At 35.6% G+C, this 22,910-nt stretch carries 22 protein-coding genes; 17 read left to right on the forward strand and 5 right to left on the reverse strand.

The window, feature by feature from the left end; all coding sequences use genetic code 11:
• Nucleotides 1–10: 10 nt before the first annotated feature.
• On the forward strand, nt 11–610 hold the full coding sequence (locus tag QZN33_RS00930) for a potassium channel family protein (RefSeq protein ID WP_296788542.1): 600 nt from the start codon (nt 11–13) through the stop codon (nt 608–610).
• A gap of 31 nt (nt 611–641) precedes the next feature.
• Complete coding sequence (locus QZN33_RS00935; protein WP_296788545.1) at nt 642–1,904, forward strand: magnesium transporter; 1,263 nt, start codon at nt 642–644, stop codon at nt 1,902–1,904.
• Here the strand turns inward: QZN33_RS00935 and QZN33_RS00940 are convergent.
• Both QZN33_RS00940 and QZN33_RS00945 read right to left on the reverse strand, forming a co-directional pair.
• On the reverse strand, nt 1,901–2,767 hold the full coding sequence (locus QZN33_RS00940; protein ID WP_296788548.1) for a hypothetical protein: 867 nt from the start codon (nt 2,765–2,767) through the stop codon (nt 1,901–1,903). The genes QZN33_RS00935 and QZN33_RS00940 overlap by 4 nt on opposite strands.
• Nucleotides 2,760–3,704: a hypothetical protein gene (locus tag QZN33_RS00945; RefSeq protein WP_296788551.1), complete on the reverse strand. Its 945-nt coding sequence runs from the start codon at nt 3,702–3,704 to the stop codon at nt 2,760–2,762. Before QZN33_RS00945 ends, QZN33_RS00940 begins: the two co-directional genes overlap by 8 nt.
• 170 nt (nt 3,705–3,874) lie before the next feature.
• On the opposite strand from QZN33_RS00945, the gene QZN33_RS00950 reads away from it, so the two are divergent.
• The 5 genes from QZN33_RS00950 (at nt 3,875) to amrS (ending at nt 7,614) form a co-directional block, all read left to right on the forward strand.
• Nucleotides 3,875–4,273 (forward strand): Zn-ribbon domain-containing OB-fold protein, encoded by a 399-nt coding sequence (locus QZN33_RS00950; protein ID WP_296788554.1) that lies wholly within the window; start codon nt 3,875–3,877, stop codon nt 4,271–4,273.
• Nucleotides 4,245–5,165, forward strand: coding sequence for a sirohydrochlorin nickelochelatase (gene cfbA / locus QZN33_RS00955; protein ID WP_296788557.1), 921 nt, complete (start codon nt 4,245–4,247; stop codon nt 5,163–5,165). Before QZN33_RS00950 ends, cfbA (QZN33_RS00955) begins: the two co-directional genes overlap by 29 nt.
• Before the next feature lie 93 nt (nt 5,166–5,258).
• Nucleotides 5,259–5,768, forward strand: coding sequence for a sirohydrochlorin nickelochelatase (gene cfbA, locus QZN33_RS00960; RefSeq protein WP_394347038.1), 510 nt, complete (start codon nt 5,259–5,261; stop codon nt 5,766–5,768).
• 63 nt (nt 5,769–5,831) lie between these two features.
• A complete protein-coding gene (gene thiL / locus QZN33_RS00965; protein ID WP_296788560.1) occupies nt 5,832–6,755 on the forward strand; it encodes a thiamine-phosphate kinase in 924 nt (307 codons plus the stop codon).
• Nucleotides 6,742–7,614 (forward strand): AmmeMemoRadiSam system radical SAM enzyme, encoded by an 873-nt coding sequence (amrS, locus tag QZN33_RS00970; protein WP_296788645.1) that lies wholly within the window; start codon nt 6,742–6,744, stop codon nt 7,612–7,614. The genes thiL and amrS overlap by 14 nt, the downstream gene beginning before the upstream one ends.
• A 547-nt stretch (nt 7,615–8,161) precedes the next feature.
• Here the strand turns inward: amrS and QZN33_RS00975 are convergent.
• Nucleotides 8,162–9,394, reverse strand: coding sequence for a DUF2264 domain-containing protein (locus QZN33_RS00975; protein ID WP_296788648.1), 1,233 nt, complete (start codon nt 9,392–9,394; stop codon nt 8,162–8,164).
• A gap of 98 nt (nt 9,395–9,492) precedes the next feature.
• Between QZN33_RS00975 and hacA the strand changes: the two genes are divergently transcribed.
• The 5 genes from hacA to mmp11 all read left to right on the forward strand — a co-directional run bounded on the left by hacA (nt 9,493) and on the right by mmp11 (nt 13,714).
• Nucleotides 9,493–10,737, forward strand: coding sequence for a homoaconitase large subunit (gene hacA / locus QZN33_RS00980; RefSeq protein ID WP_296788563.1), 1,245 nt, complete (start codon nt 9,493–9,495; stop codon nt 10,735–10,737).
• Between the two features lie 4 nt (nt 10,738–10,741).
• The gene (locus QZN33_RS00985) at nt 10,742–11,221 is read left to right on the forward strand and encodes a 3-isopropylmalate dehydratase small subunit (protein ID WP_296788565.1); all 480 of its coding nucleotides are present in this window, start codon (nt 10,742–10,744) and stop codon (nt 11,219–11,221) included.
• Nucleotides 11,196–12,203 (forward strand): isocitrate/isopropylmalate family dehydrogenase, encoded by a 1,008-nt coding sequence (locus QZN33_RS00990; protein ID WP_296788568.1) that lies wholly within the window; start codon nt 11,196–11,198, stop codon nt 12,201–12,203. The genes QZN33_RS00985 and QZN33_RS00990 overlap by 26 nt, the downstream gene beginning before the upstream one ends.
• Nucleotides 12,204–12,350: 147 nt before the next feature.
• Nucleotides 12,351–12,767, forward strand: a complete 417-nt coding sequence (gene ribH, locus QZN33_RS00995; protein WP_296788572.1) for a 6,7-dimethyl-8-ribityllumazine synthase — start codon at nt 12,351–12,353, stop codon at nt 12,765–12,767.
• 8 nt (nt 12,768–12,775) lie between these two features.
• Nucleotides 12,776–13,714 (forward strand): methanogenesis marker protein 11, encoded by a 939-nt coding sequence (gene mmp11, locus QZN33_RS01000; protein WP_296788574.1) that lies wholly within the window; start codon nt 12,776–12,778, stop codon nt 13,712–13,714.
• 37 nt (nt 13,715–13,751) lie between these two features.
• Here the strand turns inward: mmp11 and QZN33_RS01005 are convergent, their stop codons facing one another.
• Nucleotides 13,752–15,464: a glycosyltransferase gene (locus tag QZN33_RS01005; RefSeq protein ID WP_296788576.1), complete on the reverse strand. Its 1,713-nt coding sequence runs from the start codon at nt 15,462–15,464 to the stop codon at nt 13,752–13,754.
• Between the two features lie 269 nt (nt 15,465–15,733).
• Between QZN33_RS01005 and QZN33_RS01010 the strand changes: the two genes are divergently transcribed.
• The 3 genes from QZN33_RS01010 to QZN33_RS01020 all read left to right on the forward strand — a co-directional run bounded on the left by QZN33_RS01010 (nt 15,734) and on the right by QZN33_RS01020 (nt 20,249).
• Entirely contained in the window at nt 15,734–17,887 is a 2,154-nt protein-coding gene (locus QZN33_RS01010; RefSeq protein ID WP_296788578.1) for a Tex family protein, read from the forward strand.
• A gap of 71 nt (nt 17,888–17,958) precedes the next feature.
• Nucleotides 17,959–18,984, forward strand: coding sequence for a 5-(carboxyamino)imidazole ribonucleotide mutase (gene purE, locus QZN33_RS01015; RefSeq protein WP_296788580.1), 1,026 nt, complete (start codon nt 17,959–17,961; stop codon nt 18,982–18,984).
• 11 nt (nt 18,985–18,995) lie between these two features.
• A complete protein-coding gene (locus tag QZN33_RS01020) occupies nt 18,996–20,249 on the forward strand; it encodes a UbiD family decarboxylase (RefSeq protein ID WP_296788594.1) in 1,254 nt (417 codons plus the stop codon).
• Nucleotides 20,250–20,314: 65 nt separating this feature from the next.
• On the opposite strand, the gene QZN33_RS01025 is transcribed toward QZN33_RS01020, so the two are convergent.
• The gene (locus QZN33_RS01025; RefSeq protein ID WP_296788596.1) at nt 20,315–21,553 is read right to left on the reverse strand and encodes a nucleotide sugar dehydrogenase; all 1,239 of its coding nucleotides are present in this window, start codon (nt 21,551–21,553) and stop codon (nt 20,315–20,317) included.
• Nucleotides 21,554–21,624: 71 nt separating this feature from the next.
• On the opposite strand from QZN33_RS01025, the gene rfbD reads away from it, so the two are divergent.
• Together rfbD and QZN33_RS01035 are read left to right on the forward strand one after the other, a co-directional pair.
• A complete protein-coding gene (gene rfbD, locus QZN33_RS01030) occupies nt 21,625–22,464 on the forward strand; it encodes a dTDP-4-dehydrorhamnose reductase (RefSeq protein WP_296788598.1) in 840 nt (279 codons plus the stop codon).
• A complete protein-coding gene (locus tag QZN33_RS01035; protein WP_296788600.1) occupies nt 22,461–22,910 on the forward strand; it encodes a ribonuclease domain-containing protein in 450 nt (149 codons plus the stop codon). Before rfbD ends, QZN33_RS01035 begins: the two co-directional genes overlap by 4 nt.

Consider the following 22,910-nt stretch of genomic DNA (forward strand, 5'->3'; position numbering starts at 1 on the left):
GTGAATTTAATTGTCAATCAAAAATTTATTAATTGAAATGAAAAATCTGTCAGAACTTATGGTTGATTTAGCTTACTCAGCAATTTTATTCAACAGTAAAGCAGCAGCAGAAGAAGTTATTGCTCTAGAAAATGAAGTTAATGCAATGAATTATGAAATCAAAAAAGAGTCACTGGTGGCAGCCAGGTCTTATGAAGATGCTGAAAAATTAACAGCACTTTTAGAAATTGCAGAAGCTGCTGAAAGTATTGCAAATGCAGCTAAAGATTTGGCTGATTTAGTGATTACCGGTTTTAAACCGCACCCAGTATTCAAAATGGTCATGGAAGAATCCGACAAAAGCATAGTTAGAGTTGTAGTCGATGATACCTCCGACCTTGCAAATAACAGTTTAGGAGATTTACTGCTTGTAAATCGTACAGGAATGAGAGTTATTGCTATTAGGAGAGGAACATCCTGGATTTACGGTCCGGATAAACACACAACCATTTTACCAAATGATACATTAATTTTAAAAGGAACAGAAGCTGGAGCAGACTTATTGGAAAAATTGGCTGCAGGAGCCTGTTCTCTAGAAGATATTCCAGAAGAATTAGAAGATGAAGATTAAGGTGATTAAATGATAATAGGTAGTGATATTTGTGAGAGAAAAACAGAAGAAGATTCGCAGTTCACTATCTACTTCAGCGTTCGCTGATTTTTATAATGAACATAAATCCATTATAAAAGAAGGATTGATCGCCCTTTTAATCTGTGCTATAGGAGATTTGTGCGCAGGTGTAATCTTAGGCAGAATGACCTTTTTCCTTGAAACATTTCCTGGCCTTTTAGTTATTGTTCCGGGAGCTATCGGTATGAGGGGAAATATTTTCGGTTCATTCGCTTCAAGACTTTCAACTAACCTGCACATAGGTTTAATATCTCCCCAGTTCGAATTTTCAAAAGATTTAAATCATAATATATTTTCCTCTTTTGTTTTAACATTGGTTTTATCCATCTTTTTAGGAATTGTTGGAAAAATATTCTGCATGCTTATGCATTCACCTTCAATGGAACTGATTGATTTTATACTGATTTGTACAATTGCAGGTCTGATTTCAAATGTGATTATGCTTCCGATTACCATGTTCGTTTCATTTAAAAGCTTTGAACATGGATGGGACCCGGACAATATTACAAGTCCGATTATTGCAGCTTTCGGTGATCTGTTTACATTACCGGCTATAATATTATCAACCTATGTTTTAGTGGCTTTGAATTTTAATTTTATTGTAAAGGATATTGTTCTTGTAATAATGCTAATCGCCGTTTTAGTCAGTTTCATATACTGCTACAGACTGTCTTATGAGACAAAAACCATACTGAAGCAGTCTACTCCGATTCTGCTTTTATGTTCCTTTTTAGGAGGTTCAGCAGGTGGAATCCTGAACAGTTCAGTTGAAACATTGCTGACAAATCCTAGTTTACTTACATTAATCCCGCTATTTTCAGGAGAAAGCGGCAGTCTGATAAGTATTTTAGGTGCCAGATTATCTTCAGGACTTCACTCCGGTCTGGTGGAACCGTTTAAAAGACCGCAAGGTGAAGCAGTACATAATTTCATTATATCCTATATTTTAGCAATAATGATTTTCCCTGTAATTGGTATTCTAGCAGAAGTGTCTTCAGTATTATTTAAGGTGGCTGGGGTAGGCTTTGATAAGATTATTGAAATCAGTACATTATCAGGGATTATTTTAGTAACTGTTATGGTATTTGTTGTCTATTACATATCAACAATATCATATAACAATAATCTGGACCCTGATAATATTGTAATACCAATTTCAACAAGTGTTACTGATTCCATTTCAAGCCTGATTCTGATATCAGTTTCATTACTGCTTTTAGGCGTACTTATTTAGTACCATGCCTTTAATATTAAATTGCATTCGTTTGTCGTGAAATAGTCATAATTCAAGTCATTTATCTTAAACGTTTTTGGTGTTGAAATCAGTACAGCCTTGGCGTTGGCCTTGTTAAAGTGAACAAATACAACAGCACTTGTATCGTCATAAAAATTGATTTTATCGTTTAGATAAATAATCTCAGAGCTTGGACTTTCCCAAAATCTGGCCTTAACGACCCTTGTTGTGTCGACCATATATTTCAGATTGCTTTTTTCATCCTTATCTATTATAAGATAATAGTTTGTCTTTTTCAGATTTCCCTTGAATATTTTGAAGTAATTGCAGCTGTGAGAGTTCTGTTTGTGGCCATGATTGCATTTTCCTTCATTCTGAAAGTCTTTTATAACAAACTTTTTGAAAAAGTCACATTTAACAAGCCTGTTTACCGAGTATATATTTTCGCTTTCACTGTCATCGCCAATTTTTACACTTGAAATGCCACTGGACTTCGGAATCAGTTCCATAGATGTTTTAACTTTTGAGCCGAATATTTTTTCAGATACCAGCTTTTTATAGTTTTTACCAAGAGTGCTGAATTTTTCATATGAAACGCTGTTTGGAATGATTTCGTCGTGTTCATTAACAATTGCAAGACCAGGTGTTCCCTTTTTATATTCATTCCAGTTTTGCGGAACTCCAGGATTGTTAATTAAATTGTCGATAACTTCTGAAATCATCAGTTCTGTATTTTCTCTTTCAGTTGCTTTAACAGCCTTTTGAGTTATGTTTTCAGATAAATTCAAAACGATTCCTGCAATCATTAATATGACTATTAAAACAATTGCAACTTCAATGACTATATTTCCTCTGTTATCCATTGTCTTCACCGCTTAATCCGTATTTTTTCCTGTGCGAACTGTCTAAAATCAGACTGTTGATGTCGGTTTTGTCCATTTTCTGGCCAGTATAGTGATCATGAAAAACAACATGGTCAGAACAGGAAATTGAATCATTTAATAGGGGCGTATGGGTCTGTATAAACGTTTCCATACCATAGTGAGGACATTTTCCTTTCCCTTCAAGACGGCAAAGATAACAGCTTCCGTCTGCACTTTCATGATAATATCCCTTATCAAGACAATCCTTTAAGACTCCTGGATCTCCGTGGTGAATGTAAGGATCATAAGGACATTTCTGGATTTTCAAAGGAGAAGTTGCAAAAAGATATGAAAATGGAGAGTCAAGATTTCTCAGCTTCAGGTACCTTGCAAGGGCGTTCTTGTAATGGATTTTATCACCCTGTACATATATTCCAGAGGCCGCAGTTAGTATTGCAGGAGGCAAAGGGTCTCTAAGCCCTTCTATAGAAACATTCTTTTCAACAATCTTAAAATACCTGTTTGAATTCTTTTTTATATTCAGCTTTACCTTAAACAGAACTTTCCATGGCGTATCCGTACTTTCAACCGATACAGGCTCGGACTGTATCACCACATCGTATTTCTGTTCAAATTCTTCGTTTTTTGCTTCCAGCTTTTTATTTAAGTTCTTTTTAATCTGGTCTTCACTGTCAAACAGCTTGAAAGTGTGATAAACTTTATCGCATGCATCTGCCATTGAGTCTCTTCCCAGAACTTCGATATTGTTAGCATAGTCGTCAACAATATATTTGAAATTGTCATTTTCCTGAGAATCAATATTTTGATTTTCAATGTAATTTAATGAAGTAAAAACAAAAATAGAAAGCAATAACAATGTTGTTATCAGAATAACTGTTGTTCCTAATATTAAATTTCCGTTTGAATCGATTTTCATTATTTTAAATATGGGTTGAAATTATAAATTTATTGTTGAAGTGCGACTGTATGATTTTGTGTTATTATGTATTAATTTTTTTAATTTTTTCGAAAATAAGTAATAAAAAAAATACTTATTTATATTATTTAAGATAAATTATACTTATTGAAAATATATGGAGGATTTACATGTCAGATACTGTAAGAACATGGCGTCATATACAACAAAGATACAATCTTATAGGTTCTAAATGTAACACCTGTGGTGAAGTTTTCTTCCCATCTCGTGTAGTTTGTCCTAATTGTAGAAGAAAAGGAGATCTTGAACCTTTCCAATTTTCAGGAAAAGGAAAAATATATACTTATTCAGTAATCAGATCAGCACCTGATGACTTTAAAAAATCAGCTCCTTATGCTGTAGCTGTAATTGAACTTGAAGAAGGTGCAAAATTAACAACTCAACTTGTTGATTGTGATGTTGACAGTCTTGAAATCGGTGACGATGTAGAGATGGTATTTAGAAGAATCAGAGAGGATGGAAAAGACGGAGTAATCTCCTATGGATACAAATTCAAAGTTATCAAATAATTCTGCTGTAATACTAGTAAGCCACGGTAGTACTCTACCATTTGCTGAAGAGGTATTTACAGAAATCAAAGAAAAATTTATCAAAAAATCAGGAATTGCAGCTGAAATTGGTTACATGAAAGTATCCGAGCCAACCATTGCAGGAGCAGTTGAAATTTTAAAGGATGAAGTCAAAGATTTGGATAAAATCATTGCTCTTCCTGTATTTTTGGCTCCGGGAATTCACACTAACATTGACATTCCGCAATTACTGGGTTTAGAACCTCTTGAAGTCGACCCAAGATGTCCTGATGGAAATTATCCGCCGGAACATTACTTGTCAATTGCAGACGATGTTGACTTTGATGGTGAAATTAAGCTGTTAAGCTCAATCGGTCCAAGGGATGAACTTTTAGACATAATTGATAAAAGAATAAATGAGGCATTGTCAGAGTCCAAATTGGAAGACGATGCAAAAACCGGAATTTTACTTGTAACTCACGGTTCCAGATTAAACTACAACAAGGAGTTTGCAACAGCTTTATACAACAAGTTTGAAAAAACCTGTGAGCTGCCGTCCAGTTTCGGATTTATGGAATTGTGCGGACCTAGCATCCCTGAATCAATCAACAAATTAGTTGATGAAAACGATTTGGAAAGACTGGTCGTCGTTCCGGTATTCATTGCTCCGGGAATGCACACAACTCATGATATTCCACACATACTTGGATTTTTAGAGGAACATGAACATTCACATGACCACTCTCACAGTCACGGACACGGACATGGTCATGACCACACTCATGATTTGACTCCTGTTGACTTTGACGGGGAAATATTATATCCTGAGCCTATCAAAGCGGATGATATACTAATTGATATTTTAATTAAGATGATAAACGAGGCGGAATAGCTTCGTATATTTTTTTGAAAAATTTTTCAATCAAGATAACTTAAATGAATTTAACTTAAAATTTAATAATAATTTACTTAACGGAAGATAATTATGGCTGATAAAAAAACAGGAATTTTACTTTTAAGCCACGGTTCCAGATTGGACGATGGTGAAGAAGTTATTAAAGCTTATAAAGAAATGTATGTAGAAGAATTTCCGGACATGCCTGTAGAATACGGATTTATGGAAATCAGAAAACCAGGTATTCCAGAAACCATTAACAAATTAACTTCAGAAAACGATTTGGACAGAATTATTGTAGTGCCTGTATTTGTAGCACACGGTTTACATACCAAAAGGGACATACCTGGATTATTAGGTATTGAAAGTGATTTTGACCCTGAATCAATCGGTGGACACGGACATCATCATCACCACCATCACGACCACGACCACGGACATGATCATGATGACCACCATCACGGACATCATCATCACCACCATCATGACCACGATGAAGAAACATTCGAATTTGATGGTGAAATCGTTTTAACCGATCCATTAGGAATTGATACACGTTTATACGAGATTATTAAAGACAGAGTTTCAGACGCTTTATAGTCTGAAACATATTTTTACTTTTTTTGTTAAAATTTATTTATTTTAAAATCAATATTTATATTCATGACTCTATTAGTCTCAGATATTGGTGAAAAGGAATTGGTCAGATATATAATTGCCAATTCTCGTGATATTACTCCTGACGATACTGCAATTACTAATATAGACTCCGGAAATTTAATTTCAACATGTGACATGCTTATCCAGTCAAGACACTTTCCGGCCAGTATGCCTTATTTTGAAATGGGATTTAAATCAGTCACTGTTAATGTAAGCGATTTGGCTGCAATGGGAGCTAAACCATTGGGATTTCTTTTAGCTATTGCACTTCCTAAAGATTTGGAACTGGATAACTTTAAAGAGATTATGGAAGGGGTTTTCAAAGCCTGTGATTATTATCAAATTCCACTGATTGGCGGAGATACCAATGAGGCATCAGAAATTATTATAACCGGAACAGCTCTTGGAACATGTGACAGGCCATTAATGAAAGATACCTACAGTCATGGTGATTTAATTGCGTTAACAGGTAAAATAGGTCTTGCCGCTTTGGGTTTTGAAATTGATGGGTTCGATAATATATATGTAAAAAAGGCTTTAAAGCCTGAAGCTCGCATTAATGAAGGTTTAATTTTAAAGGATTATGCATCATCTGCAACTGACATTACCGATGGACTTGCTAGCGAGTTATATGAAATTAAAAAGGACGGATTTGGATTCATGATTCATGAAGAGCTTTTTGATATCTCAGATGAATATAAACAGATTGCAGATGAACATGATTTGGATTACCTGGATTTGATTTTACATGTAGGGGAAGATTTTGAATTGCTGTTTACCATATCTAAAGAGAATTTTGAGAAACTGCCGATTGATTGTATGGTAATTGGTGAGGTAACTGATTCTGATGTTATTGAACTGACACTTGAAAACGGATTTGTTGAAAAAATAAAAAATAAAGGCTATGAACATTATGTTAGTGAGTAATGAGTTATATAAAAAAAGTTCTAAAACACAAAAGATAAGATGTGAAATTTGTGCAAATTACTGTAAAATAGCGGATGGTAAAGTAGGTATTTGTAAACAGCATAAAAACATTAACGGGGAGCTATTTGATGAATCATACGGTATAGTATCATCTTTAAGTCCTGATCCTATTGAAAAAAAGCCTTTAAACAAATTTTTACCCGGAACTTTTACATATTCTATTGGAGGTTTTGGATGCAACATGACATGTTTGCACTGCCAGAACTATATGATATCACAGGAATATGATAAAAATCAAAGAGGCATTAAGATAACTTCAGAAGCGATTGTGGAAAATGCACTTAAATATAATTGTGAGTCAATTGCTTGGACCTATAATGAACCTACGATACACTTGCCATTCAACAAGAAAACTTCACTTATGGCAAAGCGTGAAAACCTCAAAGTAATCTATGTAAGCAACGGGTATTTTTCCGACAGATCCCTTGAAGAGGTTCTGACATTTGTTGATGCATTCAATATAGACTTGAAATCCATGTCTTGCGATTTCTACAAAAAAGTCTGCGGTGCGGATTTGGATATTGTTCTGGATAATATAAGAAGGATTTATCTTGAAGGCAAGCATCTTGAAATTACCAATCTGATTATCAATGATTATAATGATTCACTTGATGAGATTATTGAGCTATGTGATTTTGTTGTTGATGAATTGGGTCCGGAAGTGCCTTTACATTTTTCAAGGGCTTTTCCATACTACAAGATGAATGACATTTCACCTACACGACCTGAGATACTTTTTAAGGCTAGGGATATTGCGCTGGAAAAAGGAATTAAGAATGTTTATCTTGGAAATATTTAGGTGATGGTTAGGCAAATGGTGTTTGCCCAGATTAATGTTTTCAATTGCACAAAGAATGCAACACATTAAAATTCCAGCTAAACTTATTTTTTTTTTGTAAAAATAAGCCATCACTTTGAAAACTATAAGCTGGCTTTGATTCATTTTCAAAGATTAATCAGAAATGCTTTTATATCCAAAGCTGATAGCAACATTGAATATAAGTGACTGCTAAAAAAATAATGCTGTCCAAAAGCATTTCTACCATCAATTCACCTCCTTTAGGAGGATAAAATTTAGTTGTGTATTTTATCAATTTGGAATCTCTCCTAATTTTAGTGAATTTTTATAAGTTCCAGCATTATATAATTATTACTTATTCTATATAAAGTATTACTTTTTAATTTAATATTAAATTATTTATATTAAAAAAATATATTTAATAATAGTTGTGTATGGAAATTCAATTTGGTTTCCAATTAATAATTGTTAGGGTTCAATTTTAACCCTACTTTTATTAAAGTACTTTTTTTCAAAATAAGATTATAATAAAAAATAAAAAAAGAATTTAAAAATCAATTGATTGATCTTTTTGTAGAGGATGTCCGTTCCATGCCTGCATGCTTGTCCATTCGGCAAATGGAGCTGTCCAGAATGCATCACTGGCATCAAGGCCTAATGCTGCAAATATTGTACAGCAGAAATAAAGACTTCCTGTGTTGATATCGTTTTCTGCAATGTCGGTCTGTGAACCGTTCAATCCAAGAAGCAACCATCCGCTGCTTGAAAAGTTCTGATTTTCAGCAAACTGCTTTTTGAGGACTTCTGTCAGTGCAGACCTTACCTGTGCCGGATTAATATTTCTCGGCAGTATTTTCAATAGTGCAGCCTGTGAAAGTAAATGGAAAACTCCACAACGGTAACCCATGCAGCTTCCTATAAGAGGATAAGTTCCTTCAGGTGAGATGGTTCTTTCCAATTGTGATGATAATCTTGATGACCTCATCAGCTGTACGTCCAAGAACTCACCGTCGTTTATTCCGTATTTCCTCATTACTTTTAAAATATCATTAAGCATAGGATGTATTACCATACTGTTGAAGTATCCTGATGCAAACTCTTCACCGTCAGAGTATATTCCGTCTCCTATATATAATTCGTCTCTGAATTTACGAACACCGTAGCTTAAACGTTCTTTATCACATTCTCCGGTAAATTCCAAAAGAGCAGCTTCAATCATTGAAGTAAACAACAGCCAATGATTTTCATATGGAGCAATTATTCTTGTATTTTTAAGTTCACGGATAATTCTTGCCTGATCATCCATTTGTAAATTGAGCCAAATTTGATTTTTAGCTCTGAGTAATCCTTGAGCAAATAAAGCAACATCAACTAAAGACTGTTTAGGTTCAACAATAAAAATGTAATCGTTATTGTTAGGGTTAACTGCATTTGAGATAGCCTTTTTTGTCACCTGAATATATTTTTCACGGACAATTCCTTCTTCTGAGCTATCTGGTCCTAACTCCAACCATGGAGCAATTCCATTGAATACCCGTGCAAAAGCCTCAAGATATGAGAATTTCTGTCCTTCAAGGCTAGGAGATTCATAAGGCATATTTTTCCTTAATGAACCTTTTGCCAGGTTACTTAAGACTGGAAAAGTTATCTTTTGTAATGTTGAAACCCAGAAAATCCTATCATCCCAAACAGGGCCTTCCTCTTCAATAATAGGTTCTTCCTTTTTTCTTAGTTTATTCAAAAATGAGCTCATAATATTATTTTGGAATACATTATATATAAATTTAAAATATTGAAAAAAATCTGAATTTTCGAAATAAAACGAACTTATATATTTTAAAAAATATATATATTTATCATTATTAAGAGGTTAAAAATATGCCAACAATGTCTGAAAAAATATTAGCTAGAGCATCCTGTAAGGATAATGTTGAAGCTGGTGATATAGTTATAGCTGATATTGATGTAGCAATGACTCATGATCTAACCGGACCTCTTTCAGTAGAATCTTTTGAAAAAATAGGAGCTGAAAAAGTCTGGGATTCATCAAAAATTGTCATTCCGTTTGACCATCAAGTTCCAGCAGACTCAATTGATTCAGCAAACAATCATATTGTCATGAGAGAGTTCGTTAAAAATCAGGGCATTGAACATTTTTATGATGTCAATGCAGGTGTATGTCATCAGATTCTTCCTGAATTGGGTCATGTTGTGCCTGGTGAGGTAATTGTAGGTGCAGATTCTCATACATGTACTCATGGAGCTTTAGGTGCATTTTCCACCGGTATAGGTTCAACTGACATGGCAATGGTATTTGCTGAAGGAAACTTATGGTTTAAAGTGCCTGAAACAAACAGATTTGAGATAACAGGCAAGTTAAAGGATAATGTTTATGCAAAAGATGTCATTTTACATATCATTGGCCAGATGGGTGCTGACGGTTCAACATATAAGGCCTGTGAATTTGCAGGTGAAACAGTCTCTGATATGAGCATTTCAGACAGGATGGTTTTATGTAATATGGCTATTGAAATGGGAGGAAAAACCGGTTTGGTGGAACCTGATAAAAAAACTATTGAATATGTTGAAAAACGTTCCAACAAGCCATATAAAGTATTCAAGACAGATTTGAATTCCTCTTCTCTTAATATAATTGACGTTGATGTAAGTGATTTGGAACCTCAGGTGGCTTGCCCTCATAATGTTGATAATGTAAAGCCTGTAAGTGAAGTCGACCAGGAAATAGATCAGGTATTTTTAGGATCCTGTACAAACGGCAGATTATCTGACCTCAGGGATGCTGCAAAAATATTGAAAGGCAAAAAAGTAGCTAAAGATACCAGAATGCTGGTGATTCCTGCATCACGGGAAGTTTATACAAATGCTCTTGATGAAGGACTGATAAAGATATTTGTCGAAGCAGGAGCCCTTGTTTCTGCTCCTTGTTGCGGTCCGTGTCTTGGAGGCCACACTGGTATAATAGGTCCTGGAGAAGTAAGTCTTTCCACTTCAAACAGGAATTTTAAAGGCAGACAGGGTTCTCCTGACGGTAAAGTATTCTTATCTTCAGCGGCTGTTGCTGCAGCTTCAGCTATTGAAGGAAAAATTGTTGCACCGGAGTGATATTGTGAAAGGAACAGCATGGAAATTTGGAAATGATATAGACACAGATATAATCGTTCCTGGACGATATTTGATTTACACTGATGAAGAAAGATTAGCCCAGCATTGTATGGAAGGATTGGATGCTGAATTTGATAAAAAATGCAAAAAAGGGGATTTCATTGTAGCCGGAAGGAATTTCGGTTGCGGATCTTCACGTGAACATGCTCCAATTGCACTTAAAGGTGTTGGAGTAGCGGCTGTCATTGCCGAGTCCTTTGCAAGAATATTTTACAGAAACGCTACAAATGTTGGAGTTCCGCTTCTTGAAGCTCCGGGAATAAGTGAACTGGTTGAAGACCAGGAAGAAATAGAAGTGGACATGGATAAAGGCTTGATAACTAATAAAAATGGAGAATCAATTACATTTAAAAAGTTACCTCCGTTCATGTTAGAGATTTTAGAGCAAGGTGGTTTGATTGAGTACCTCAAAAACAAAAGATAAATATCAGATAGCTGTAGTTCCAGGTGATGGAATAGGAAAAGAAGTAATGGAAGCTACACTTTTTGTTTTGGATAGTTTAGGTATAGATTTTGATTATGCTTATGGTGAAGCCGGTGACGAATGCCTTGAAAAAACAGGCACAGCACTGCCTGGTGAAACCTTAGATATTATACGCAATGCCGATGCATGCTTATTCGGAGCGGCAGGCGAAACTGCAGCTGACGTTATTGTTAAGATACGTCAGGAAATGAAAATGTTTGCAAACTTAAGGCCTGTTAAGGCATATCCGAATACAGATGCCCTGTCAGATGATATTGACTTTATGATTGTGCGTGAAAATACAGAAGGAATGTATATAGCCGATGAAGAGGAATATACTGATGAAGGCGCAGTGGCAAGGCGTATCATTACAAGAAAAGCTGAACAACGTATTATTGATTATGCATTTAACTATGCACTTAAAAACAATAAGACTAAAGTTACAGCTGTTCATAAAGCTAATGTATTAAAGAAAAGTGACGGTCTGTTCAAGGAGATATTTTACGAAGTTGCCAAGAATTATCCCGATATCGAAACCGAGGATTTCTATGTTGATGCAACCGCAATGTATCTTATAACTCAGCCGGAAACCTTTGAAGTAATAGTTACTACAAACCTTTTCGGAGACATATTGTCCGATGAGGGAGCAGGTCTTGTTGGAGGATTAGGTCTGATTCCTTCTGCAAATATCGGTGAGGATGCTGCATTGTTTGAACCTGTACACGGTTCAGCACCGGATATTGCAGGTCAAGGTATTGCAAATCCGATAGCAATGATGCTTTCAGCCGTTATGATGCTGAGATACATTGGCGAGAATGATGCTGCAGACAGATTTGATGCGGCAATTTTAAAAGTATTAAATGATGCTAATATTTTAACCGGTGATTTAGGAGGCAATGCTTCCACTATGGAAGTTGCCGAAGCGGTTAAAAATAATTTATAAAAAAGTAATGGAGAAATAAATATGGATTTCAAAAAATTAACCAGAATGCAAATGGCAGCACTTTTTATCATATTCATTATGGTAGTTAGTGGGGTAGCAGGATTTTTACTTATCATATTCGGTTAAACAAATAAAGAGGTAGATAAAATGGCAAGATATGAAATTGCAGCAGTAGTTGCAGAATTTAATTATGACATAACCCAAATGATGTTGGAATTGGCTAAAGCAGAAGCTAAAAACAGAGGATGTGAAATTACCAAAGTGGTAGCTGTACCAGGAGTATTTGACATGCCTCTTGTAATTAAAAAATTATTGCAGAAAGATGAATACGATGCAATAATCACTTTAGGTGCAGTTATTGAAGGTGCAACAGACCACGATCAAATTGTAGCACAGCACGCTTCCCGTAAAATCGCTGATTTAGCACTTGAATATGATACTCCAGTAGCACTCGGTATTACCGGTCCTGGAATGACCAGAATGGATGCTCACAGACGTGTCAAAAACGCAAAAAGTGCAGTTGAAGCAGCTATTAAAATGTGCGACAGATTAAAAGAAATTTAGATGATTACATGGAAATCTTAAAACCAAATGAATTAAGAGAAAAATTTCAGGATCCATGGATTGCACCATATGAAAAAGTTTTGACCATGGTCGATGGCGATAAGGTTGAAATTGTAGAATATCATCCATGCATTTCAGGGTCTCATTGGTTATTGAATCAATACAGAAACAACTCAGAATTAATAGATTCAGCATACCGTGACGGAAACAAGCATGTTTACTTATGTCACACAGGCTGTGCTCCGCTTGACCTTAAAGCAAGTTTCAATGCTGCTGGAATTGATGAAATCGTTGTCGACGGCGATGAAGTTAAGGTAACTCACGCAGGTCTTGCAGGCGCAGGTGTTGGAGCCGGAATGTGCAGAGGTATGGGTGAAGGAGTTAAATACGTTGAGCTTATAGAAGTTGGTGGCGGTTCAAAAGCAGGAAAAGCTACTGTAGTCACTCCTAAACTTGAAAAAGTGGTCATTGGTGTTGATGATACTGATACAAAAGACGCCGGTGCTACATGGACTATGGCTCATAATTTAGGTGTTGAACTTGCAGGTGAAGGATTTGAATATCTTGACCATATTATAGTTCAATTGTATCCTCATAATCCTCATAAAACTCAAAACTGTGTTTCCATTGCATTGACTTTTGCAGTTGAAGAGTCTAAAAAACAAGTTCTGATTGACAGAGTCATTGAAATTCTTAAAAGGGATACCTTATCTGATAAAACAGCAATAGCTATTTTGGAAGGTCTGGACATTCCTGAAAAATTAAGGGAATATTCAATTGCTACAAAATCAGGAATGATAGATGTTGAAACTGCAGAAAGTGTTGCTGAAGAATTAAATATTCCTTTGATTGCCGTTACCGGTGAGCAAGGAAAAGTAGGAGCTCTTGCAGCTTTAGGTCTTTATAATGATGTTGAAGAAGCTGTAAAAGCTTATGATAAAAAATAATCTAAGAATATTTTCTTAGATTCTTTACTATTTTTTTTTAAATGTATAAATTAAGGAAATTGCCCTGTTCTGATCTTACGAATTGTTTTATGGCAGTATTGTTTCTATCAACAAAATCTATGTATATGTTGTGGCCGTTGTATGTGAAATTACAGTCACTAAATGTATTGTTGTAGTATGTTACTGTTTGGACTACCTCATCGTTAACTGCAATGTCATAGGTTGATTCGTCCCTGAATATTCCAAATGAATTTGCTACAGATTCGTTATCTATGAATACTTCAAAGTTGCATGCTTCCTTATCCCTTGAGGAAATTGTCAGCTTTTCAATAAGAGTTGCATTCTCATTGCTGCTTTCTAAATGGTGAAGCACTCCTACTCCTTCAAATATTTGATTTAAACGGCTATTTTGAATAACAGAACCTGTTTGAACATCCAATGCTTTTTTCACTTCATTAGGTAATCTGATAACGTCAGGTTCACCGCTACGGGTATCGTTTACAGTGTAAATTTCATTGTTGATTACCAGCGTATCGTTGGATTTTATACCAAGCGTCATCATGGCATCTGAAGGAAGCCTTATTTGCGAAGATTCATTTTCAATAGCAACATCAATTGTAAACGGTCCTCTTGCGGTAATTGCATTGTCTCTGGCGGTATTGTCAGCATAAATAATCAGGTTTCTTGAGTTTGGTTCAACTGACAGAACACCATTGTCAAAATGAGCGGAACCTATAAATGTTGAAATCATTAAAAGAAGGATGATTACTGAAATAATCATTGGAAAATGGATTCTGATAAAAGACCTGAACAGATTGGTCTTCGAAGTCTTTCTGAATATGACGATTGACTGTATAATAACTTTGACAGTATAGAAAACGGCTATTATAATTCCGATTATACTAAGAAGTATTGCAACAATCAATGGGATGTATCTGACATAGAATATTGTGAACAGTCCGAGAATGATTAGGGAAAGTCCCACAATTGCCATTCGAATGTAGTATCCGATGTCATCTATCATTGTCACTCTACCGTACTTGTTTGCACGGTTGATAATTGTTCTTACAACCTCATTAGCCATCAAATGCAAATCGGCCAATGGAGACATGTCATGCTGAATTGCACCAATGTCCACTTCCATAATTGAAATTCCCAGCACATCAGCATCAATAACGATTCCTACGTCAACACCATAGTCCTTTTCAAAATTAATTCTTTTTAAAACTTCTTTTTTTGCTGCAAACTGACCGCTTAAAGGCTGTTCAAATGAAATTTCCGGGAAAAAGAAATTAAGAAGCGGTTTTGCAGTTAGTTCAGTTACACGTCCGCTTTCACGGGCAAATTTAGTTTTTGTAATATCGGTTTTACCTTCAAGGATAGGCCTAATCATGGCTTCAACCTTATTGGAAGTCAGGTTATAGATATCTGCATCTATAAAGGCTATAATATCACAGTCTACCTTCTTATAACCTGTAAATAATGCTTCACCCTTTCCCTTGTTAACTTCATGGTTGATTACTTTTGCGCCTGCCTTTAAAGCTTCGCCTTCGGTATTGTCGCTTGATCCGTCATTGACAACAACGATTTCATCTACAAACGACACCTTTTTGATTACTTCAACGACTTTGGCAACAGTTTCTTCCTCATTGTATGCCGGTATAATAACTGAAACCTTCTGATATTTTTTAGGTTTTGCAGATTTTACACTGGCTAAAAGAAAAGTCAGAATAACTAAAAACCAATACACTAAATTCACCATACTTTTTTTAATTCATTTATAGGTATATTATAAATCTTATTTAAATAATGGCTTTTTTAAGGCAATATAATTATTAAAAATAACTATTCAAATTTTTTCACAGATTTATTTTTCTTGTAGTGTGATTATAAGTTTGTATAGGTTTTTATCTAATTTCAATACAAAATCCTAAATTTCCCCTTATGGTTTCCAGCGAAATGCTTAAATCATTTTCACACTAACATTATTATATTGTAAATTACAGGATTGAGAGATTGATGATAACTCAAACATTGGAAAAAGAATTGAATTTGTCTGATTGGCAAGTAAAAAGAGTAATCAAATTGATAGATGATGGAAATACCATCCCATTTATAGCAAGATACAGAAAAGATGTAACAGGTTCTCTGAATGATGAAACATTAAGGAAATTCGATGAACGTTTAAGATATCTCAGGAATCTTGAGGATAAAAAGGAAAAGGTTATCAAAAGGATTGATGAGCTTGGAAAATTGGAGGATGATTTAAAAAAGCAGATTTCAGATGCATCTACTCTGGTTGAACTTGAAGACATTTACAGGCCATACAAGTCCAAAAAGCAAACAAGAGCAACCAAAGCCCGTGAAAAAGGATTGGAACCATTGGCTCAGGTCATACTTGCTCAGGATGTTAAACAATCAATTAAAAAAATCGCTAAAGATTATGTTAATCCCAAAAAAGATGTAAACACTCCAGAAGAAGCAATTCAGGGTGCTCAGGATATTATCGCTGAGATAATTTCTGACAATTCTGACTTCCGTAGAAAAATCAGGAAAAATACTTACTTTACAGGCCAGATTACCTCAAAAGTTAAGGACAAGGAAATTTCAAATGAATATGACGTTTATCATAACTACTCTGAAAATATCAAAAAAATTCCTCCACACAGGATTCTGGCTATAAACAGGGCTGAAAATGAAGGTGTAATCAGGGTAAAGCTGGAATGTGACGTCAGTGATGTTTTAAGTTATCTTGAAAGGCATACCTTAAAAAATATCTCCAAAATTCCTGAAAAGATAGAATACAATCCCTACACTACTCCTGTTATCAGAGAGGCTATTGAAGATTCATATAAAAGGCTGATTTCTCCGGCTATCGAAAGGGAAATCAGAAACTATCTCACAGAAAAGGCAGAGGAAAAGTCAATTGAAGTATTTGCACAGAATTTGAATCAGGTATTGATGGAATCTCCTCTTGTCGGCAAAACTATTTTAGGCTGGGACCCTGCATTCAGAACAGGATGCAAACTGGCAATCATCGACGAAACAGGTAAAGTCCTAGATACTGCATTGATTTATCCTACAGAACCTCAAAAAAAGGTTAAGGAATCTATTGAAACTGTCCGTGATTTGATTGATAAGTATGACATCAACGTTATAGCTATCGGAAACGGAACTGCATCAAGGGAATCCGAAGAGATTGTAGCCAAAATAATCAGGGGAACAAATGTAGAATACATAATTGTTAATGAAGCGGGAGCGTCAGTATATTCAGCATCAAAATTGGCGGATGAGGAATTTCCGGATTTTTCAGAAGGTGAAAGGAGTGCGGTTTCAATTGCAAGAAGGCTTCAGGATCCTCTTGCTGAACTTGTAAAGATTGACCCTAAATCGATTGGTGTCGGACAGTATCAGCATGACATGAACCAGAAACAGCTTTCAGAGTCTTTGGACGGTGTTGTAGAGAAGGTTGTAAATGAAGTTGGCGTTGATTTGAACACTGCTTCTTACAGTCTTTTAAATCACGTATCTGGTATTGGAAAATCAACTGCAAAAAATATTATAGAGTATAGGGATGAAAACGGAAGTTTCACCAATAGAAAAGAACTTCTGAACGTTAAAAAGTTGGGTAAAAAAACATTTGAGCAGTGTGCAGGATTTGTTAAAATTGATAATCCTGACTATCCTCTGGACAACACTACAATTCATCCGGAATCCTATAGCGCTACTGAAAAGCTTCTGGATAAGCTTAACTATACAGTCAATGATATAGGTTCTGACAGTCTTAAACTTGATAATCTGGATTTAAAGGCCATTTCTGAAGAGCTTGATATAGGTCAGGAAACATTGAAGGATATTATCTCAGAGCTTAAAAAGCCAGGCCGTGATCCTCGTGAGGACATGCCAAAACCTATACTTAGAAAAAATGTCCTGTCAATTGAAGATTTGGAAATTGGCATGATAATGCAGGGAACAGTCAGAAACATTGTTGATTTTGGAGCTTTTGTAGATATTGGAGTTCATCAGGACGGACTGGTACATATTTCACAGTTGGTTGAAAATCAATATGTGAAACATCCTTTGGACATTGTCAGTGTTGGGGAGATTGTGGATGTTAAAGTTCTCGATGTTGATTTGTCCAGAAATAGGATAAATCTGTCAATGATTTTGTGAAAATATTGTAATTTTTATTAATGACTTTGAATAAAATATTTATATTAAAATTTATTTTAGAAGGGATTTTATTGACACCAAAAATAATGATTATTCTTGGAAGCGGTTCGGATATTGCTATTGCTGAGAAAGCTATGGACATATTGGATAAACTTGAAATACCTTACAGTTTGAAGATAGCTTCAGCTCATAGGACTCCGAATCTTGTTCGTGAAATTGTAACTCAAGGAACTGATGCTGGAATTGAAGTATTTATTGGAATTGCAGGTTTAGCGGCACATTTGCCGGGAGTTATTGCTGCATATACTCCAAGGCCAGTTATTGGAGTTCCAGTTGATGTTAAAACTAGTGGTAGGGATGCACTTGAGTCAGTTATTCAAATGCCTTATCCTTCCCCTATTTCAACAGTCGGTATAGACAGAGGAGATAATGCCGCAATATTGGCTGCCCAATACATTGGAATTCATGATGATGAAGTGCGCCAAAAGATAATTGAACTTAGAAAGGACTATGCTAAAAAGGTATATGACAGCAATGAAAGCATTGTCCAGCAGATTGACAGACCATTTATCGAAAATGAATTTTTAAGAATTAAAAACCTTGAAATCAATGATGTTAAAGTCGATGAAAGTTCTTTAAAGAACTGTAAAAATTTTGATGCGGAAGTATCAATCATTGTGGGAAGGCAGACTGATTTGCCTGTTGCTAAAAAGGCAGGGGCAATTCTAGAGAGGTTAAAGATTTCACATGATATAAAAGTTATCTGTCCAATCAGATCAAATAAAAAATTCACAAATTATGTAAAGGCAATGAAAAATGCTAAAATTTTCATTGGAATCAGCTCCAACTCATCACAAGTTACAGGAGGACTTGTAGGACTCACTGACAGACCTGTAATTGGAGTTCCATGTACTAATGAACACGGAAATGATTACATGCTTACTACTGTCAGCATGCCTCCAGGCGTGCCGGTTGCAACAGTAGGAATTAACAATGGTAAAAATGCCGCAGTTATAGCAGGTGAGATATTTGCTATTGACAATCCAAACATTACAGGACTTTTAGACAAATTGAAAGATAAGAAAATAAATTTATAAAAAGGGATATCATGAAAATTGAAGATGATAATATAATTGAAATTACCGAAGAGCTTTCAAGTGAATATGAAGTTGCAAAGGTCTTAAGACAATATCCGAAAGACACTGTTATTATTAAAAATGTTAAAGGTTTTGACCTGCCGGTTATTTCAGGAATCTGCAACACTCGTGAAAAAATAGCAAAATCTATCAACTGTGAAGTTTCAGAGATTACTGAAAAAATAATTGAAGCTATGGAAAAACCAGTTAAAGTAGATAAATTCACAGACTTTTCTGATTATGAGACTTGCGAAGTGGATTTGGATAAAATACCTATTTTAACTCATTATAAAAGAGACGGCGGAGCATATATCACTGCGGGTGTAGTCTTTGCACGTGACCCTGAAACTGGCATTCAGAATGCATCAATTCACAGGATGATGGTTCTCGATAACAAAAGGCTCGTTATAAGGATTGTTCCTAGAAATCTCTACACATATTTCCAAAAAGCTCAAAAATTAGGAAAAGATTTGGAAATTGCCATAGCTATCGGAATGGACCCGGCAATATTGCTTGCAAGTACAACCTCAATTCCTATTGACTATGATGAGATGGATGTGGCCAACGCATTTAAAGGCGGTGATTTGGAGCTAATCAAATGCGGTGATTTGAACGTTCCTCAGGCAGATATAATTCTAGAAGGTAAAATATCTGTCAGCGAAACAGTTCCTGAAGGTCCTTTCGTTGATTTGACCGACACTTATGATATCATTCGTGACCAGCCAATCATAAACCTTGAAACCATGCATATCAAAAATGATGCTGTTTATCATGCAATCATTCCTGCAGGTTTTGAACATAAGCTATTGCAAGGTCTTCCACAGGAACCAAGAATATTCAAAGCTGTTAAAAATGCTGTTCCTACTGTTGAAAATGTAGTTTTAACTGAAGGTGGCTGCTGCTGGTTGCATGCAGTTGTATCTATTAGAAAACAGACAGAAGGAGATGGAAAAAATGCAATTATGGCAGCATTGTCCGCTCACCCTTCACTCAAGCACTGTGTTGTAGTTGACACAGATGTCAATGTATTTGATGCTGAAGATGTTGAATATGCAATATCAACACGTATCAAAGGTGACAGGGACATTATGATTGTTCCTAATGTCAGAGGTTCATCTCTTGATCCTGTAGCTGAAAGTGATGGAACAACTACAAAAATAGGTGTAGATGCAACAAAATCACTAAAAGCATTAGAAAAATTCGAAAGAGTAAGTTTTGGAGAATAAACTACTCTATTTTTTTTTAATTTTAAGCGGATTTACCGCTTCATATCTTTTTTTAAGTATTTTAATTAAAGTGTGTACAGATTGCCATAGTTGTAAAGCTTCACATCATCAGGCACTTTATGGATAATATCTTTTGTATCAAAAATAATAGGATTTTCCATTTTTTCGCTGATTAACTTATAATCCGGATGTTTGAACTCTTTGTGGTCACATAAGATGAGTATTAATTTTGCACCGTCTACAGCTTCAGCAAAACTTACAAAATTATCCCTTTCAATGTGAGGGTCGTGAATTGAAAGTTCATAACCGTTTTCTTCAAGCTCAGCGATTATTTCATAAGCAGGACTTTCCCTGTCATCACCTGTATTTCCTTTGTAAGAAACTCCGAGTACTGCAATTTTGCCGTCAGGAATAATTTTTCTTACGTATTTGCAGACAAATGCTGGCATGGAATTGTTGGTATCACGGGCCAGTTTTATTATTTTAGCGGTTTCAGGTGCCTTTGCATATATGAAATACGGATCAATTGCAAGGCAGTGTCCGCCAACACCAGGTCCTGGTGAATGCAGGTTAACTCTAGGATGCTTGTTTGCCATTTTGATAACGTCCAGTGCGTTTACTCCGATTTCTGCACAGATTTTTGCAAGTTCATTTGCAAGTGCAATATTGACGTCTCTGAATGTATTTTCCATACATTTTGAAAGCTCTGCAGTTTTTGCTTCTGTAAGCATCAGATAGCCTTCAACGAATTGTCCGTAAACTTCACTTGCTTTAACGCTGCACTCCGGTGTTACTCCACCGATAATACGGTCATTGTGAACCAGTTCCTCTAAAATTTTACCTGGAAGCACTCTTTCAGGACAATGTGCAAGATATAGGTCTTTTCCAATTTCAAAACCTGCATTTTCAAAAATAGGTTTTATTACCTCATCAGTTGACATTGGAGCTATTGTAGATTCAATAATTACTGTATTTCCCTTTTCCAAAAGTGGAACAATAGTTTCGCATGCTGTGATAACATAGCTTAAATCGCAGCTGTAGTTTTCAACAATATATGGTGTAGGAACAGTGATGATAAAAGCGTCAGCTTTTTCAGGAGTTAGTGAAGCTTTGTATGTATTTTTCTTAACGGATTGTCTGATAATGTCTGATATTCCCGGTTCTTCTATATGAATAATTCCCTTATTCAGGTTGTTTACAATTTCCTCGTTTATATCTACTCCAACAACTTCGCAATGGCTTCTGCTGAAAAGAGCGGCTGTTGGAAGCCCGATATATCCTTGACCCATAATACATACTTTCATGATTTTAACTCCTCTTTAAATATTAAATATAATATATATTTAAACTATATATTAAATTTTAAGGGATTATTATGAAGATTTTAATTACAGGTTCCAATGGAATGTTGGGCCACGACCTGGAGAAAGTTTTAAAGGACAATCATGAATTGGTTTTAACTACTTCAAAAACATTGGATATCACAGATAAGGATAAGACTATAGATTTTATAGTTGAATGCAAACCTGATGTTGTAATCAACTCTGCAGCATATACCGATGTGGACGGATGTGAAACCAATCAGGATCTTGCCTATGCAGTCAATGGGGATGGTGTCAGAAACCTTGCCCTTGCATGCAAGCAGATTGACTGTCCGCTTGTTCATGTAAGTACAGATTACGTATTTGATGGAACAGCAAGAGAGCCAATAGCTGAAGACGGCGAAATAGGGCCTATCAGCATTTACGGCAAAAGCAAACTTAAAGGGGAAGAGGCCATCCAGGAAATACTGGACAAGTATTTCATTGTGAGAACCGCATGGCTATATGGAATAAACGGAAAGAACTTCCCGAAAACAATGCTGGAACTGGCTGAAAACCATCCGGAAATTACAGTTGTCTATGATGAGGTCGGAACACCGACTTACACTCCGGATTTGGCTTATGGTATTTCCCAGCTGATTGAAACTGATTATTACGGTATTTATCATTTAACTAATTCCGGAAGCTGTTCATGGTGTGAATTTGCAAGATACATTTTTGAAATTGCCGAAAGGGATGTTAAAGTAATTCCCGTTACAGCATCTGAGTTTTCAAGACCTGCTCCAAGGCCAAGTTATTCAGTATTGAAAAATGAAAAATGGGTTGAAAACGGATTTGAACCTTTAAGGGATTATAAAGAAGCTATTAAAGAATATATTGAGTTGATTAAATGAACAAGAAACTGGTATTAATCATCGCACTTGTCATTGCATTGTTTACAATAGGCAGCGTAAGTGCGGGATTTTTTGATTTTTTTAAGTTCGGCGATGATTCATCTTCCGTTAAAGTTGATGAAAATGGCCAATACTGTACTGTAGATGAGGTTGCTGCATACATTAAGCAGTATCATAAGCTTCCAAGCAACTATATAACCAAAAAAGAGGCACAGGCTCTCGGATGGCATGGCGGACCTCTTAAAGATTATGCTCCCGGAAAAAGTATAGGTGGGGATACATTTACCAACCGCCAGCATGTGCTTCCCGACAGTGATGCAAAATACATTGAATGCGACATTAACGCAAATGGAACCGCTCGCGGAGCCGAAAGAATTGTTTACAATTCCGGTGATTTTAAGGTCTACTACACTTCAGACCACTACAACACATTCAAAGAGGTTTAA

It is taken from the genome of uncultured Methanobrevibacter sp. (assembly GCF_900314615.1).
Classification (GTDB): Archaea; Methanobacteriota; Methanobacteria; order Methanobacteriales; family Methanobacteriaceae; genus Methanocatella.

Bases quoted from the DNA above. Each gene is read 5' to 3' on its own strand.
- QZN33_RS00940 (WP_296788548.1), bottom strand. From the start codon at position 2,767: ATGGATAACAGAGGAAATATAGTCATTGAAGTTGCAATTGTTTTAATA.
- QZN33_RS00945 (WP_296788551.1), bottom strand. From the start codon at position 3,704: ATGAAAATCGATTCAAACGGAAATTTAATATTAGGAACAACAGTTATT.
- QZN33_RS00950 (WP_296788554.1), top strand. From the start codon at position 3,875: ATGTCAGATACTGTAAGAACATGGCGTCATATACAACAAAGATACAAT.
- cfbA (WP_296788557.1), top strand. From the start codon at position 4,245: ATGGATACAAATTCAAAGTTATCAAATAATTCTGCTGTAATACTAGTA.
- cfbA (WP_394347038.1), top strand. From the start codon at position 5,259: ATGGCTGATAAAAAAACAGGAATTTTACTTTTAAGCCACGGTTCCAGA.
- thiL (WP_296788560.1), top strand. From the start codon at position 5,832: ATGACTCTATTAGTCTCAGATATTGGTGAAAAGGAATTGGTCAGATAT.
- amrS (WP_296788645.1), top strand. From the start codon at position 6,742: ATGTTAGTGAGTAATGAGTTATATAAAAAAAGTTCTAAAACACAAAAG.
- hacA (WP_296788563.1), top strand. From the start codon at position 9,493: ATGCCAACAATGTCTGAAAAAATATTAGCTAGAGCATCCTGTAAGGAT.
- ribH (WP_296788572.1), top strand. From the start codon at position 12,351: ATGGCAAGATATGAAATTGCAGCAGTAGTTGCAGAATTTAATTATGAC.
- mmp11 (WP_296788574.1), top strand. From the start codon at position 12,776: ATGGAAATCTTAAAACCAAATGAATTAAGAGAAAAATTTCAGGATCCA.
- QZN33_RS01010 (WP_296788578.1), top strand. From the start codon at position 15,734: ATGATAACTCAAACATTGGAAAAAGAATTGAATTTGTCTGATTGGCAA.
- QZN33_RS01020 (WP_296788594.1), top strand. From the start codon at position 18,996: ATGAAAATTGAAGATGATAATATAATTGAAATTACCGAAGAGCTTTCA.
- QZN33_RS01025 (WP_296788596.1), bottom strand. From the start codon at position 21,553: ATGAAAGTATGTATTATGGGTCAAGGATATATCGGGCTTCCAACAGCC.
- rfbD (WP_296788598.1), top strand. From the start codon at position 21,625: ATGAAGATTTTAATTACAGGTTCCAATGGAATGTTGGGCCACGACCTG.
- QZN33_RS01035 (WP_296788600.1), top strand. From the start codon at position 22,461: ATGAACAAGAAACTGGTATTAATCATCGCACTTGTCATTGCATTGTTT.